The sequence below is a fragment of the Urechidicola sp. KH5 genome (assembly GCF_054661455.1).
Genome location: NZ_BAAFSW010000002.1, coordinates 37,427 through 51,648, shown reverse-complemented (window position 1 = coordinate 51,648; position 14,222 = coordinate 37,427). Strand labels below are relative to the sequence as shown.

General features: G+C 33.6%; 11 protein-coding genes. 8 read left to right on the top strand and 3 right to left on the bottom strand.

Annotation, left to right across the window (positions count from 1 at the left end; translation table 11 throughout):
* The first annotated feature begins 80 nt into the window (after positions 1 to 80).
* Positions 81 to 629 (top strand): acyl-CoA thioesterase, encoded by a 549-nt coding sequence (locus ACYQ5R_RS04780; protein WP_460189780.1) that lies wholly within the window; start codon positions 81 to 83, stop codon positions 627 to 629.
* Between the two features lie 30 nt (positions 630 to 659).
* Here the strand turns inward: ACYQ5R_RS04780 and gltX are convergent, their stop codons facing one another.
* The gene (gltX, locus tag ACYQ5R_RS04775; protein ID WP_460189779.1) at positions 660 to 2,162 is read right to left on the bottom strand and encodes a glutamate--tRNA ligase; all 1,503 of its coding nucleotides are present in this window, start codon (positions 2,160 to 2,162) and stop codon (positions 660 to 662) included.
* A 74-nt stretch (positions 2,163 to 2,236) separates the two neighbouring features.
* Here gltX and ACYQ5R_RS04770 point away from each other — a divergent pair, with 74 nt between their 5' ends.
* The 4 genes from ACYQ5R_RS04770 to ACYQ5R_RS04755 are packed head-to-tail and all read left to right on the top strand — an operon-like array spanning position 2,237 to position 8,732.
* Positions 2,237 to 5,533 carry a DUF4175 family protein gene (locus ACYQ5R_RS04770; RefSeq protein ID WP_460189778.1) on the top strand — a complete coding sequence of 1,099 codons (3,297 nt, stop codon included), beginning with the start codon at positions 2,237 to 2,239 and terminating at the stop codon, positions 5,531 to 5,533.
* On the top strand, positions 5,520 to 5,933 hold the full coding sequence (gene ybeY, locus ACYQ5R_RS04765) for an rRNA maturation RNase YbeY (RefSeq protein ID WP_460189777.1): 414 nt from the start codon (positions 5,520 to 5,522) through the stop codon (positions 5,931 to 5,933). The genes ACYQ5R_RS04770 and ybeY overlap by 14 nt, the downstream gene beginning before the upstream one ends.
* Positions 5,934 to 5,966: 33 nt before the next feature.
* Positions 5,967 to 7,844 carry a tRNA uridine-5-carboxymethylaminomethyl(34) synthesis enzyme MnmG gene (mnmG, locus tag ACYQ5R_RS04760; RefSeq protein WP_460189776.1) on the top strand — a complete coding sequence of 626 codons (1,878 nt, stop codon included), beginning with the start codon at positions 5,967 to 5,969 and terminating at the stop codon, positions 7,842 to 7,844.
* 33 nt (positions 7,845 to 7,877) lie between these two features.
* The gene (locus ACYQ5R_RS04755) at positions 7,878 to 8,732 is read left to right on the top strand and encodes a class I SAM-dependent methyltransferase (RefSeq protein ID WP_460189775.1); all 855 of its coding nucleotides are present in this window, start codon (positions 7,878 to 7,880) and stop codon (positions 8,730 to 8,732) included.
* Between the two features lie 154 nt (positions 8,733 to 8,886).
* Here the strand turns inward: ACYQ5R_RS04755 and ACYQ5R_RS04750 are convergent, their stop codons facing one another.
* The gene (locus ACYQ5R_RS04750) at positions 8,887 to 9,282 is read right to left on the bottom strand and encodes a DoxX family protein (protein WP_460189774.1); all 396 of its coding nucleotides are present in this window, start codon (positions 9,280 to 9,282) and stop codon (positions 8,887 to 8,889) included.
* A complete protein-coding gene (locus ACYQ5R_RS04745; RefSeq protein ID WP_460189773.1) occupies positions 9,282 to 10,421 on the bottom strand; it encodes a DNA polymerase III subunit in 1,140 nt (379 codons plus the stop codon). The genes ACYQ5R_RS04750 and ACYQ5R_RS04745 overlap by 1 nt, the downstream gene beginning before the upstream one ends.
* Positions 10,422 to 10,504: 83 nt before the next feature.
* Here ACYQ5R_RS04745 and ACYQ5R_RS04740 point away from each other — a divergent pair, with 83 nt between their 5' ends.
* From ACYQ5R_RS04740 to ACYQ5R_RS04730, 3 genes are all read left to right on the top strand, one after another.
* Positions 10,505 to 11,692 (top strand): phosphoglycerate kinase, encoded by a 1,188-nt coding sequence (locus tag ACYQ5R_RS04740; RefSeq protein ID WP_460189772.1) that lies wholly within the window; start codon positions 10,505 to 10,507, stop codon positions 11,690 to 11,692.
* A gap of 128 nt (positions 11,693 to 11,820) precedes the next feature.
* Positions 11,821 to 13,140, top strand: coding sequence for a gluconate:H+ symporter (locus ACYQ5R_RS04735; protein WP_460189771.1), 1,320 nt, complete (start codon positions 11,821 to 11,823; stop codon positions 13,138 to 13,140).
* 11 nt (positions 13,141 to 13,151) lie between these two features.
* Complete coding sequence (locus ACYQ5R_RS04730) at positions 13,152 to 14,186, top strand: NADP(H)-dependent aldo-keto reductase (protein ID WP_460189770.1); 1,035 nt, start codon at positions 13,152 to 13,154, stop codon at positions 14,184 to 14,186.
* The last annotated feature ends 36 nt before the right edge of the window (positions 14,187 to 14,222 follow it).

Sequence of the window (14,222 nt, the reverse complement as noted above, 5' to 3'; positions counted from 1 at the left end):
TTCTAACAATTTTGCAATAGTTTACTTATATGTAAATAGATGAGTATTTTTGTTACAAGCTTTCTTAAAATAATACACAAATGAACTCAAATTTTAAATATGCTTCAGACTCAGAAATTGTACTTTCTGAATTAATGTTACCAACCTATTCTAATTTTAGCGGAAAGATTCACGGTGGGTTTATGCTCTCATTAATGGATAAAGCTGCATTTTCATCAGCGTCAAAATTTAGTGGTAATTATTGTGTGACTGCTTCGGTTAATAGAGTAGATTTTTTAAATTCTATTGAAGTAGGAGAGTTGGTTACTTTAAAAGCTAGAATTAATTATACTGGTAATACATCCATGGTAGTTGGGATTCGTGTTGAATCTCAAAACATACAAACAGGTGAAATTAAACATTGTAATTCTTCTTATTTTACAATGATTGCTAAAGATACCAATGGTAAGAATGTAAAAGTTCCTGGTTTAATTATAGAAGATAAAAACGGTTTACGTAGGTATATGCGTTCTGTGGCACATATTAAAATGCGTAATGAACGAAAAGGAAGTTTTAGTAAAGAACAATTTGAATCGAATGATTATCAAACACAATTAGAAAACTTTAATGTTCAATTAGCCTTAAAATAAAAAGAGACCTATTTAAGGTCTCTTTCATGTTTATAAAGTTTGAATTGCGTTTTTTATTCTAGTAATGGTTTCTTCTTTACCGAGAATTTCAGCAATTTTAAATAAATCTGGACCACTCATGGCACCTACCAAACTCAATCTAAAAGGAGGCATTACTTTACCAAAACCAAGTTTGTTGGTAGTTATCCACCCTTTAACTGTAGATTCAATTACTGAGGCTTCAAAACTGTCAATAGATTTCAACACTTCTACTACTTGTTTCATGATATCTGGTGTTGCTTCTTTCCATTGCTTTTTTGAAGCTTTTGCATCATATTCAATAGGAGCTTCAAAGAAGAACTTTGTTAAATCCCAAAAATCTGATACAAAAGAAGCACGTTCCTTTACTAATCCAATAATTTCTAATAATTGAGGATGTGTTTTACCTGTTTCATTTTGAAACAATTCAGCTAATTCTTCGTTTGATTTTCGCTGTAAATATTGTTGGTTATACCACTTAGTTTTATCCGGATCAAAACGAGCCCCAGATTTGTTTACTCTAGCTAAATCAAAAGCTTCAACCAATTCATCTAATGAAAATAATTCTTGTTCAGTACCAGGATTCCAACCTAAAAATGCCAAGAAGTTAATAACCGTTTCTTTAAAGTAACCATCTTCTCTGTATCCACGTGAAACTTCTCCTGTTTGCTCATTTGTATAAGCTAACGGAAATACAGGAAACCCTAATTTATCTCCATCACGTTTGCTTAATTTTCCTTTTCCAGTTGGTTTTAAAATCAAAGGTAAATGTGCAAATTCTGGTGCCTCCCAACTAAATGCTTGGTATAATAACACATGAAGCGCCATAGATGGTAACCACTCTTCTCCACGTATAACATGACTAATCTGCATTAAATGATCATCAACAATATTTGCTAGATGATAGGTAGGCATACCATCAGATTTAAATAGAATTTTATCGTCTAAGGTATTTGTATCAATTGTAACAGTACCACGAATAATATCATTCATTTCTAAAGAAACATCTGTAGGAGTTTTAAATCGAACCACATACTTTTCGCCATTCGAAATACGTTCTTGAACTTCGGCTTCAGATAAAACCAAAGAGTTTACCAATCGCCCTTTTTCTCTATTGTGCCAATTATAAATAAAGGTTTTCCCTTTTTCTTCATGACCTTTACGTTCTGCATCAAGCGTCTCAGGTGTGTCAAATGCATAGTATGCTTTTCCTTCATCTATCAACTGTTGTGCATACTTTTTGTAAATAGATTTACGCTCTGATTGACGGTAAGGCCCAAACTGCTCATTTACTCCAACTGTTTCATCTGGCGAAATTCCGCACCATGCCAAGGCATCCATAATGTATTGTTCTGCGTTAGCTACATATCTAGTTTGATCGGTATCTTCAATTCTCAACACAAAAGTTCCATTGTGTTTTTTAGCAAACAAATAATTAAATAATGCAGTTCTTACACCACCAATATGAAGGGGTCCTGTTGGACTAGGAGCAAAGCGAACACGTACGTTTGACATCTCTTAAGATTTTTGTTAAAATGTGGCGCAAAGATACGACCTTGTATTGAAAATAGTATTTTTATCAGTGAATAATGAATCATTTTAAACACATACAAGAAAAGTTAGCTGCTTTTATTAAAAAGTTTTATATCAACGAGTTGATAAAAGGGAGTATTTTATTTTTTGCCATTGGAGCTTTATACTTTTTATTCACATTGTTTTTAGAAAGCTTTTTATGGTTAAAACCTTTAGCGAGAACAATACTTTTTTGGGTATTTGTTTTGGTAGAATTAAGTTTGTTTTTACGCTTTATTTGTTTCCCTCTATTTAAAATTTTCGGACTTAGAAAAGGTTTATCAGAAGAAGAGGCGTCAAAAATTATTGGAGCTCATTTTTCTACTATAGATGATAAATTACTAAATGTATTACAACTTCATAACAGAGGTGATATTTCAGAATTGTTAGAGGCTAGTATTGAGCAAAAATCAATGGAGCTTGAGCCGATTCCGTTTACGAGGGCTATTCAATTTTCGGGTAACAAAAAATACTTAAAATATGGTCTATTACCAGTTTTCATAATTATTGGGATTTACGTTTTGGGTTTTACCGATGATTTTACCAATAGTTATGACAGGGTAGTGCATCATAAAAAGCAATATGTTCCACCTGCTCCTTATTCATTTCATTTACTGTCAGATGAATTAAAGGTTATTCAAGGTGACCCTTTGACTGTTGAAGTAGCAATTCAAGGTAATGCAATTCCTGAAAATGTTAAGATAAATTTTGAAGGTAATACTGTTTATATGCAGCAATCCTCAAGCAATACATTTACCTATACGTTTAATACAGTTAATAAAGATTTTCAATTTAGTATAGAGGGTCCAGAAGCATCTTCAATGCTGTATAATGTAGAAGTAATTCCTACACCAACCATAGAATCTTTTGAAATGGAACTCAAGTATCCTAAGTATACGAATAGAACCACAGCTATTGTGGAAAATACAGGAATAGCAGAAGTGCCAGAAGGAACAGAGATTAAATGGTTAATTAAAGCCTCTAATACTGAAAATATTTACTTTGAATTAGACAAAACTTTTGATTTTAAAAAAGTAAATGAAATGTTTGAATTTGAAAGGAGGTTTACGAATACTACCAATTATACGATTAGCACTTCAAATGCTTACCTAGAGGCTTTCGAAAATTTGAAGTATACTATTAATGTAATTAAAGATGAATTTCCTACGATTAATATACAGTCAGATATTGATTCCATAAGAAGAGGTCCCGCTCAATTTTATGGTCAAATTGCAGATGATTATGGGATATCTAAATTAGAGTTGTTGTATTATGATGTTTCTAATCCTGATGAGAAAAATCGACTTGAACTTGATATTGAAAGAAAGAATTATCAAGAATTTTTTTATGTATTTCCTGATGGAATTGACCTGAAAGAAGGTGTTGAGTATGAGTTTTATTTTCAAGTGAGAGATAACGATGCTATCAATGGTTATAAGCCAACCAAGAGTCAGCCCTATAAATATTACAAAGAAACAACTCAAGAGCTAGAAGAACAATTGTTACTAGAGCAGGGGCAGGAGGTTACTAAATTAAAGGAGTCGGTTAAAAATCAAAAAGAGTTAGATAAGAATTTGAAATTTCTCCAAGAGAATTTGGATGGTAAAAACACCATGACTTGGAATGATAAAAAAGAACTAAATCAATTTGTAGAAAGACAGCGTCAGTATCAAAAAATGATGCAAGACCAAGTAAAGAACTTACAAGAGAATTTAGATGAGCAAAAGAATCTTGATAAGCCAGAATCAAAACAACAAAAAGAATTATTAAAAGAGCGCTTAAAAGAAATTGAGGACTTAAAAGATCAAGAAAAACTACTAGAGGAATTAGAAAAACTTGCAGATAAATTTGATAAAGAAGAGTTGTCTAATCGTTTAAAAAAGCTAACGGAACAGAACAAACAAAACGAACGAAATCTAGAACGAATATTAGAACTCACTAAGCGATTTTATGTTGAACAAAAAGCGAATCAAATAAAAGATAAACTAGATGCGCTTTCTAAAGAACAGAATGAATTATCGAATAGTGAAGAAAACAACGCTGAGAATCAAGAAAAGATTAATGAACAGTTTGACGCTATAAAAGAAGACTTAAAAAATCTTGATAAAGAGAATAAGGCTTTAGAAAGACCCATGGATTTTCCTAAACAAGAAAGAGATTCTAAGAGAGTATCAGAAGACCTAGAAGACGCTTTGGATGAATTACAAAAGCAAGACAAATCTGAACCAAATTCTGATTCAAATCAAAATAAGAATGCTCAAAAGAAGCAACGTTCAGCTGCTCAGAAAATGAAAGAAATGAGTCAGAAAATGGGTGCTTCTATGAGTGCAATGCAAGGTGAAGCTATGGAGGAAGATATAGCAATGCTTAGAGCTATTTTAGAAAATCTATTGGCTTTTTCTTTTGATCAAGAGGCTTTGTTAAATAGGTTTTCTGAGATCGATAACGCCCATCCTGATTTTGCAAAGAGTTTAAAGAAGCAATATGTGTTGCAAGAGTATTTTGAACATATTGATGATAGTTTGTATGCACTTTCAATGCGTCAACCTAGGATTAATCAGCAGATCTTTAAGGATTTATCTGATACGCACTATTTTTTAAGCGAATCTTTAACGCATTTTACTGATAATCAGTTTTCTACGGGCTTATCAGATCAACAATTTGTATTAAATGCTACCAATCATATGGCCTATGTGTTGAGTAACATGTTAAATGCTATGCAGAATGCCTCTCCTTCAATGGGACAAGGCCAAGGTCAGGATTTTGGGTTACCTGATATTATTAAGCAGCAAGAGCAGGGTATTGAGCAAATGCAAAAGGGAATGCAGAAAGGCCAAGGTAAGCCCAATGATCAAAATGGACAGGGAAAAGAAGGTCAAGGAGAGGGCGAGGAGAATGCTGAGGCTTTGTATGAACTTTATAAACAACAGGCGGCTATGCGTCAAATGTTAGAAGATGCTTTGAAAGATGCAATTGAGAATGGTAATGGACAAGCTAAATCTGTTGTTAAAGAAATGGAACAGTTGGAAAATGACTTGTTGGAAAAAGGATTTACAAATGAGGTTCTCGATAAAATGTTAGTTCTCAAACATGAGCTTTTAAAACTTGAAGAGGCTACATATAAGCAAGGTCAAGATAAAAAGAGAGAAGCTCAAACGAATACTAAATCATATCAAAAGAGATCGATTAAAGAATTAGACAAATCTAAATTATGGTTCAATGAAAAGGAATTGTTATTAAGACAATCACTACCTTTGCAGCCCTCTTATAAAAAGAAGGTACAAACATATTTTTTAGAAGATGATAGTATTTAATGCAGTTACAGATTTTGACTTAGAAAATGAAACGAATGTTTTTGAATGGATTCAATTTGTGATAGACCAAGAAGGTTTTGATTTGGGTGAATTGAATTATATTTTCTCAGATGACGATTACTTGCTTCAAGTAAATATTAACTACCTAAATCATCATACGCTTACTGATATAATCAGTTTAGATTATACTGTGGGAACTTTGGTTTCTGGAGACATCTATATTTCGGTAGATCGTATTAAAGACAACGCAGCTGATTTTAATGTTTCTTTTAAAGATGAATTGCATCGAGTAATGGTACATGGTGTATTGCATTATTGTGGTTATAAAGACAAATCAGAAGAAGAAAAAAAGCTAATGCGTTCAAAAGAAGATTATTACTTATCTTTGCGCCAATTTTAAAATTAAAGTTTCACGTGGAACGTGGTTTAGATTATGAGTATTGATTCAACAACATATGATGTAATAGTAGTAGGTGGAGGTCACGCAGGAAGTGAAGCTGCAGCAGCAGCCGCTAATCTTGGAGCTCACACTTTACTAATTACAATGAGTCTTCAGAATATAGCTCAAATGAGTTGTAATCCTGCTATGGGTGGAATTGCAAAAGGACAGATTGTAAGAGAGATTGATGCGTTGGGTGGTTATAGCGGAGTTGTTACAGACCATACCGCGATTCAATTTAAGATGTTGAATAAATCTAAGGGACCAGCAATGTGGAGCCCAAGAGCTCAAAGTGATCGTATGCGTTTTGCTGAGGAGTGGAGATATCAATTAGAGCAAATTGATAATCTAGACATGTTTCAAGATGCTGTAAATGGATTACTGTTTGAAGGGGATAAGATTGTTGGTGTTAGAACTGCTTTAGGTTTAGAAATTAAATCAAAAACTGTAGTTATTACTGCTGGAACATTTTTGAATGGATTGATTCATATTGGTGAAAAAACATTTGGCGGGGGTAGAGCAGGAGAAGGAGCTTCAACGGGTATAACTGAAGATTTGGTGGCTAAAGGGTTTGAGGCAGGTAGAATGAAAACAGGAACACCTCCTAGAGTAGATGCTCGTTCTTTGGATTTTTCTCAAATGATAGAACAACCCGGAGATGAAATACCTTATAAGTTTTCATATTTAGAATCTACGAAGCCATTAACTGAACAACGGTCATGTTATATGACATACACCTCTCAAGAAGTTCATGATTTATTGCGAGAAGGTTTTGATAGATCACCCATGTTTAATGGAAGGATTCAAAGTACAGGACCACGATACTGTCCTTCTATTGAAGATAAAATTGATCGTTTTGCAAGTAAAGAAAGACATCAGATTTTTGTTGAACCGGAAGGGTGGAAAACGAATGAAATTTATGTAAATGGATTTTCTACTTCCCTTCCAGACGATGTTCAAGATAAAGCCTTAAGAAAAGTTGCTGGATTTGAAAATGTGAAGTTTTTAAGATATGGGTATGCAATAGAATACGATTATTTTCCTCCAACACAATTAAAGCATTCTTTAGAAACGAAGTTGGTAGAGAACTTGTTTTTTGCTGGTCAGATTAATGGTACTACTGGTTATGAAGAAGCGGGTGCTCAAGGTTTGATGGCGGGTATAAATGCTGCTTTAAAAATTCAGAATAAGGAACCATTTATTTTAAAAAGAGACGAAGCATATATTGGTGTTTTGATCGATGATTTAATTACAAAGGGCACAGAAGAGCCTTATAGAATGTTTACTTCTAGAGCTGAATACCGCACATTATTGCGTCAAGATAATGCTGATTTAAGATTAACTGAAAAAGGATATAAGCTTGGTTTAGCATCAGAAGAACGTATGCAACGGGTAAAAGATAAACAGGCTAAAACGGATTTGTTTGTTGAATTTTTAAGCAACACAAGCATACGTCCAGAAGAAATAAATGACATTTTAGAAACAAGAAATACAGCTACCATTAAACAACCCATGAAAATGGTTCGTATAGCTAGTAGACCTCAAATTACATTTGATGATTTAAGACAATTGCATAAAGTTTCTCAATTTATTGAAGAGAATAAATTAGATGTTGAGGTTATTGAACAGACTGAAATTCATGTTAAGTACGCTGGGTATATCAATAAAGAAAAGAACAATGCAGACAAATTGAACCGCTTGGAAAATGTGAAAATTCCAGATGGGTTTGACTTTGATAAGTTAAAATCTGTTTCTATAGAGGCGCGTCAGAAACTTACAAAAATACGTCCTGCTACCATTGCACAGGCCTCAAGAATTAGTGGTGTTTCTCCGAGTGATGTTTCCGTATTATTGGTTCATATGGGTCGATAAGTTTCACGTGAAACACAATTTTCTTTTAAAAAGATGTCTGATAAAAAAGCAAAACACTATTTAACCTGTACGGATTTTTCTGTTTCAAATGAGAAGTTTGATTTACTTTATCATGAAGAGTTAGACCTGTTGCAAACAACACCAGTTCCTTCATTGAAAGATTTACCTCAGTACTACAAAAGCGAAAATTATATTTCGCACACCAATTCAAATAAATCACTTTTTGATAAGGTATACCAAGTTGTACGAAATTATACTTTGAAGAAAAAAGTTAGCTTGATTAATAGTTTTGACTTAGATGAAAAATCACTTTTAGATGTTGGATGTGGTACTGGACATTTTTTAAATGCGGCAAAAAATAATGGATGGAAAGTTTCAGGAATGGAACCAGATGATGATGCCAGAGCAATAGCCGATTCTATATTAGATGAAAAAGTGTTTTCTGATATTGATCAGTTGAATGAAGAAAAATTTGACTGCATTACTTTATGGCATGTTTTAGAGCACGTACCTAAAGTTGAAGATTACATTCAAAAGCTAGAAGCATTATTAAAACCAAATGGTCGATTACTCATAGCTGTTCCAAATTTTAAAAGTTACGATGCAAATTTTTACAAAGAACATTGGGCGGCATTTGATGTACCAAGACACCTTTGGCATTTTTCTCAAACAGCAATAAAAAAGTTGTTCGGTGCTCAAAATTTTAAAATAGAAAAAACAGCTCCAATGAAATTTGATGCTTTTTATGTTTCCCTTTTAAGTGAGCAATACAAAAAAAATAAATTGGGTGTTTTTCGAGGTTTTATTATTGGATGCCTCTCAAATTTCAAAGCAAAACGTACTTCTGAGTATTCATCGCTCATTTATGTATTAAAAAAGAATTCTTAAAACGATTGTCGTCGCTTAAGACCTTAGTACATCACATTATATTACAGATTTTTAAAACGCTCTTAAAACGGCTTATTTAAAGAGTGTTTTTATAAATATGATTTATAGATTCAATGAACATCTATAAGTATTATTTATTTACCGAAAATTGCTATTAAAAAACTAAATAGAGAAGAAAAATATTTAGCAACATATAAACTCCTAAATTCATGGCTCCAGGATAATCTTTTGCGATACGTTGTCCAATGAGCATGAATAAAATTGTGATTGCAGAAAGTTCAGCTCCAATTTTTGCAAATTGAAATTGATTGTTTAAAACCATTTCTACCACACCAAAAACAAGAAAGCCAAGTGTTATTATTTCTAAAACAATTAAAATGATGGTTAAAGGTAGAATGAATTTCTTAACAGAATGTTGTTTGAAATGATCTTTTAAAAACGTCAACGTTCCTTGCCAATCAAGTAATTTCTCCCCAATTGAAAATGCATAGGTTATTATTAAAAATAAAAGAGCAGCTAAAGCAGGAGCATTTTCACCAAATAAAGTCATTAGGCAGCTTTTGTATGAAGTAATCTTGTTAGCTTGATAGAAAGATCTAAAAGAATCATTTTGGCATTACCATTTCGTTCAATGTGATAAATAGCAGCGTTTAATTCTTTTTCTACATCCAATATATTATTACCATGCACATAAGGTGCAAATTTTCTCAAATCAAAATTAGGAGAATTTGTTTCAAAATAAACCAAAGAATTAGCACTGTAATTTAAAAGAAGCGCTTGTCTAAAAAACTGCAAGCAATATGCTAAAAATTTCTTTTGAGTTTCGCGGTTTTCGGCTGCAATGGTGTCACTCCATTCAATTAAATCGTTTATAACAGAAGCATTTCCTTTAGCCTTAAATGCAGAACGAATCCAGATAATAAACCACTTTTCAAAAACGATGTCAGAAGAGTCGTTAAACAAAATGTGTAGTGCCTTGTTAAAATTACCTTCAGACTGATGTGCAATGCGTTGTGCTTCATTTTTACTTACATCTGATTTCTGAAGCAACCCATTCACAAGCTCTGTCTCACTAAGCGGCGGAAAATGAAGTACTTGACATCTTGATTTAATCGTGTTTATTAGTTTTTCTTCATCTTCAGCAATCAATAAAAAAATGGTCTTTTCGGGTGGTTCTTCAATAAGTTTTAAAAGCTTATTTGCCGCAGGAGTATTCATTTTATCGGCCATCCAAATAATCATAACCTTAAAGCCTCCTTCGTATGATTTTAATGTGAGTTTTTTGGCAATATCTCCAGCTTCATCAACACCTATAACACCTTGTTTCTTTTCAATATTTATTTCTTCTAACCAATTGTACAAATTACCATATGGTTGTTCTAAAACAAACGAACGCCATTCAGTTATATAGTCCTTAGATGTAGCTTTACTACTCACCTTTGGAGAGGTATTTACAGGAAAAGAAAAGTGTAAATCAGGATGTGTAAGCTTTTCACATTTTAGTTCACAAGCTTCCTTATTTTCTGCGGTTAAACACAATAAATGTTGTGCATAAGCCAAAGCCATAGGTAAAGTACCTGAACCTTCTTTACCAACAAATAATTGTGCATGGGCAATTCTACCATTTTTTGCAGATTGCAGCAGGTGATTTTTTATATGGTCTTGCCCTAAAACATTAGAAAATTGCATCGGACAAATATAACAAAAAGGCAACATGGCAAGACAATAGAATTTTTATATTTGTAATCCTTAAAACTAGAAGAATAACAATTATGTCAACAATTAAAGATTTTAATTTTGAAAACCAGAAAGCATTAATTCGTGTAGATTTTAATGTTCCATTAGACGAAAAATTTAACGTAACAGATACTACGCGTATTGAAGCAGCAACTCCAACCATTTTAAAAGTTTTAGAAGATGGAGGTAGCTGTGTTTTAATGTCACATTTAGGGCGCCCAAAAGGTGTGTCTCCTGAATTTTCTTTGAGTCATATTGTTGACACCGTTAGTGAGATTGTTGGCGTACAAGTAAAGTTTGTAGAAGATTGTATTGGTTCTAAAGTTGCTGAAGCAGTTGCAAATTTAGAGGCCGGAGAAGTATTACTTTTAGAAAACTTGCGTTTTTACGAAGAAGAGAAAAAAGGGGATGTTGCATTTGCTGAGCAATTGGCACAATGGGGAGATATTTATATAAATGATGCCTTTGGTACTGCTCATAGGGCCCATGCCTCTACAACAATTGTGGCTCAATTTTTTGAAGGCAAGAAATGTTTTGGAAGCTTATTAGCAAAAGAAATTGAGAGTATTGAAAAAGTTTTAGGTGATAGCGAAAAGCCTGTAACAGCTATTTTAGGAGGTTCTAAAGTGTCTTCAAAAATTACAGTTATTGAGAATATTTTAGATAAAGTAGATCACTTGATTGTAGGTGGCGGTATGAGCTTTACGTTTGTTAAAGCTTTAGGTGGTAAAATTGGTAACTCAATTTGCGAAGACGACAAACAGCAATTAGCCTTAGATATTTTAAAAGAAGCAAAAGCTAAAGGAGTACAGGTACATTTACCGGTAGATGTTGTTGCAGCAGACGATTTTAGTAACGATGCCAACACACAATTTGTAGCAATTGATCAAATTCCTGATGGTTGGGAAGGACTTGATGCAGGGATAGAATCGCGAAAGCAATTTCACGAGGTAGTTATGCAGTCTAAAACTATTCTTTGGAACGGACCTCTTGGTGTTTTTGAATTAGAGAACTTTGCAAAAGGAACGATTGCTTTAGGAGAATCGATTGCGGAATCTACTGCAAATGGATGTTTTTCTTTAGTTGGAGGAGGAGATTCTGTTGCCGCTGTGAAGCAGTTTGGATTTGCTGATAAGGTGAGTTATGTATCAACTGGTGGTGGAGCAATGTTAGAAATGCTAGAAGGAAAAACCTTACCAGGAATTGAGGCAATCTTGAAATAAGAAATTTAATTTTTTCTAAATAAATGGAGCCCTTCGTGAGAAATCAGGAAGGGTTTTTTACTTCCTATGAAGTTTTAAAAATAAAAACTACATTAGCTTTTCATTTTTCTAACTTAACTTACTTTTAAATGTCGTCACTTGTTATTGTGCTACTAGGCATATTACTGCTAGTTTTTTTAATTGGCTATTTAAAACTCAACACTTTTATTTCTTTTATTATTGTTTGTCTTTCTATCGGAATTTCACTTGGCATGACTGTTAACGATACTGTTTCAGCCATTAAAGGTGGAATAGGAGATATATTGGGAACACTTGTAATTATTCTTGGGTTTGGAGCCATGTTGGGTAAAATTGTGGCCGATAGCGGTGCAGCACAGAGAATAACCACAAGTTTAACGAACGCTTTTGGAGAAAAATATTTGCAATGGGCCTTGGTTTTAACTGGTTTTATTGTTGGTATTCCAATGTTCTATTCAGTGGGGTTTGTTATTCTAGTTCCTTTAGTATTTTCAGTAGCACATAGAACTAAATTACCATTGGTATATGTTGGTTTGCCCATGTTGGCATCACTTTCGGTAACGCATGGGTATTTACCACCGCATCCTGCACCAACAGCTTTGGCAATACAGTTTGAAGCAGATATAGGTACAACATTACTTTACGGGTTGGTAATTGCCATTCCCGCCATTGTTTTGGGAGGCCCAGTTTTTTCAAGATATTTAAAGAAATACAATCCTAAACCATCAGAAAAATTCTTTAATCCAATAGAATTATCAGACGAGGAAATGCCAAACTTGACTACAAGTATATTTGCAGCCTTGTTTCCGGTGATTTTGTTAGCATTAACCACAGCTTTGCAGTTTTTCGTGGAACCTTCAATTACATTTGGAAAAGTACTTTCATTTTTTGGAGATCCTGTAATTGCAATGCTATTATCTGTTCTGTTAGCAATTTATTTATTGGGAATTAGAAGAAAGAAATCGATGGATGAAATTTCTTCTTCAATTACAGAAGGCGTTACAGGTATTGCTATGATTTTATTAATTATTGGCGGTGCAGGAGCTCTAAAAGGGATATTAGTTGCAAGTGGAGTAGCGGATCAAATTGGTGAAATGTTGAGTAATATAAACGTGTCACCGTATATTTTAGCATGGGGAATTGCGGCAATAATTAGAGTATGTATAGGTTCTGCTACTGCGGCAGGTCTTACAAGTGCAGGAATTGTATTTCCGCTTATTGCTCAAACAGGGGCAAATCCGAGTCTAATGGTACTCTCCATTGGTGCAGGGAGTTTAATGTTTTCTCATCTAAATGATGCAGGGTTTTGGTTGTTTAAGGAGTACTTCAACCTATCTGTGAAAGATACTTTAAAAACATGGTCGGTGATGGAAACAATTGTTTCCTTTGTTGGTATTGTAGGTGTGATGATATTGAGTAATTTTGTGTAAAATTCAATATTATGAAATACACAAACCTTCCTCATACAAATATTAAAGTTTCTAAAATTTGTTTAGGAACCATGACTTGGGGTGAACAAAACACAGAAACACAAGGTCATGAGCAAATGGATTATGCCTTAGATCAAGGAGTTAACTTTTTTGATACAGCAGAACTATATTCAGTTCCCGCAAGAAAAGAAACATATGGCGCTACCGAAAAAATAATTGGCACTTGGTTTAAAGCTTCTGGCAATAGAGATAAAGTTGTTTTAGCAAGTAAAATTTGTGGTCCAGGAGCATATACAGAGCATATTAGAAAAACAGGCTTTACCAAACAAGCCATAAAAGAAGCACTTGAGGGAAGTTTAAAAAGGTTACAGACCGATTATATTGATTTATATCAATTACATTGGCCTGCAAGACCTTCAAATTGTTTCGGTGTTAGAGATTTTCCGTATGCTGCATATTCTGAACAAAAGCATATTTTTCAAGAAACCTTAGAAGCGTTAAAAGAATGCATAGACGAAGGTAAAATTAGAACCTTTGGTCTGTCAAATGAAACGCCATGGGGCACCATGAAGTACATAAGATTGTCTGAAGAATTAAACCTACCAAGACCCGTAACTATTCAAAACTCATATTCTTTGCTACATAGAGCTTACGAAGTTGGTATGTCTGAAGTTTCTATGGAGGAAAATATAGGCTTGTTGCCTTATTCGCCATTAGCCTTTGGAGTATTGTCTGGTAAATATTTGGATGCAACGCCTGCGGACGGTAGAGTAACATTATACCCGAATTATAATAGATATAGCTCGCCTGAAAGTGAGAAAGCGGTAAGAGCCTATTTAGAAGTGGCTAAAAAACATGGATTAACTTTAGCAGAAATGTCTTTAGCTTTTGTAAACCAACTTCCTTTTGTAACCAGTAATATTATTGGCTCTACAAAAATGACACAACTTAAAGAAAACATCAACTCTATACATTTAGAGCTGAGTCAAGAGATTATAGACGACATTAATGCAGTACATAGTTTGATGCCTAATCCTGCAGCCTAATAAATTTTAAATCCCGCATTTGCGGGATTCTTTTTT

What these genes read in the sequence shown, in the direction of transcription:
- ACYQ5R_RS04780 (WP_460189780.1), top strand. Translation starts at nt 81, where the DNA reads ATGAACTCAAATTTTAAATATGCTTCAGACTCAGAAATTGTACTTTCT.
- ACYQ5R_RS04750 (WP_460189774.1), bottom strand. Translation starts at nt 9,282, where the DNA reads ATGACTTTATTTGGTGAAAATGCTCCTGCTTTAGCTGCTCTTTTATTT.
- ACYQ5R_RS04755 (WP_460189775.1), top strand. Translation starts at nt 7,878, where the DNA reads ATGTCTGATAAAAAAGCAAAACACTATTTAACCTGTACGGATTTTTCT.
- ACYQ5R_RS04735 (WP_460189771.1), top strand. Translation starts at nt 11,821, where the DNA reads ATGTCGTCACTTGTTATTGTGCTACTAGGCATATTACTGCTAGTTTTT.
- ACYQ5R_RS04770 (WP_460189778.1), top strand. Translation starts at nt 2,237, where the DNA reads ATGAATCATTTTAAACACATACAAGAAAAGTTAGCTGCTTTTATTAAA.
- ybeY (WP_460189777.1), top strand. Translation starts at nt 5,520, where the DNA reads ATGATAGTATTTAATGCAGTTACAGATTTTGACTTAGAAAATGAAACG.
- ACYQ5R_RS04740 (WP_460189772.1), top strand. Translation starts at nt 10,505, where the DNA reads ATGTCAACAATTAAAGATTTTAATTTTGAAAACCAGAAAGCATTAATT.
- mnmG (WP_460189776.1), top strand. Translation starts at nt 5,967, where the DNA reads ATGAGTATTGATTCAACAACATATGATGTAATAGTAGTAGGTGGAGGT.
- ACYQ5R_RS04745 (WP_460189773.1), bottom strand. Translation starts at nt 10,421, where the DNA reads ATGCAATTTTCTAATGTTTTAGGGCAAGACCATATAAAAAATCACCTG.
- ACYQ5R_RS04730 (WP_460189770.1), top strand. Translation starts at nt 13,152, where the DNA reads ATGAAATACACAAACCTTCCTCATACAAATATTAAAGTTTCTAAAATT.
- gltX (WP_460189779.1), bottom strand. Translation starts at nt 2,162, where the DNA reads ATGTCAAACGTACGTGTTCGCTTTGCTCCTAGTCCAACAGGACCCCTT.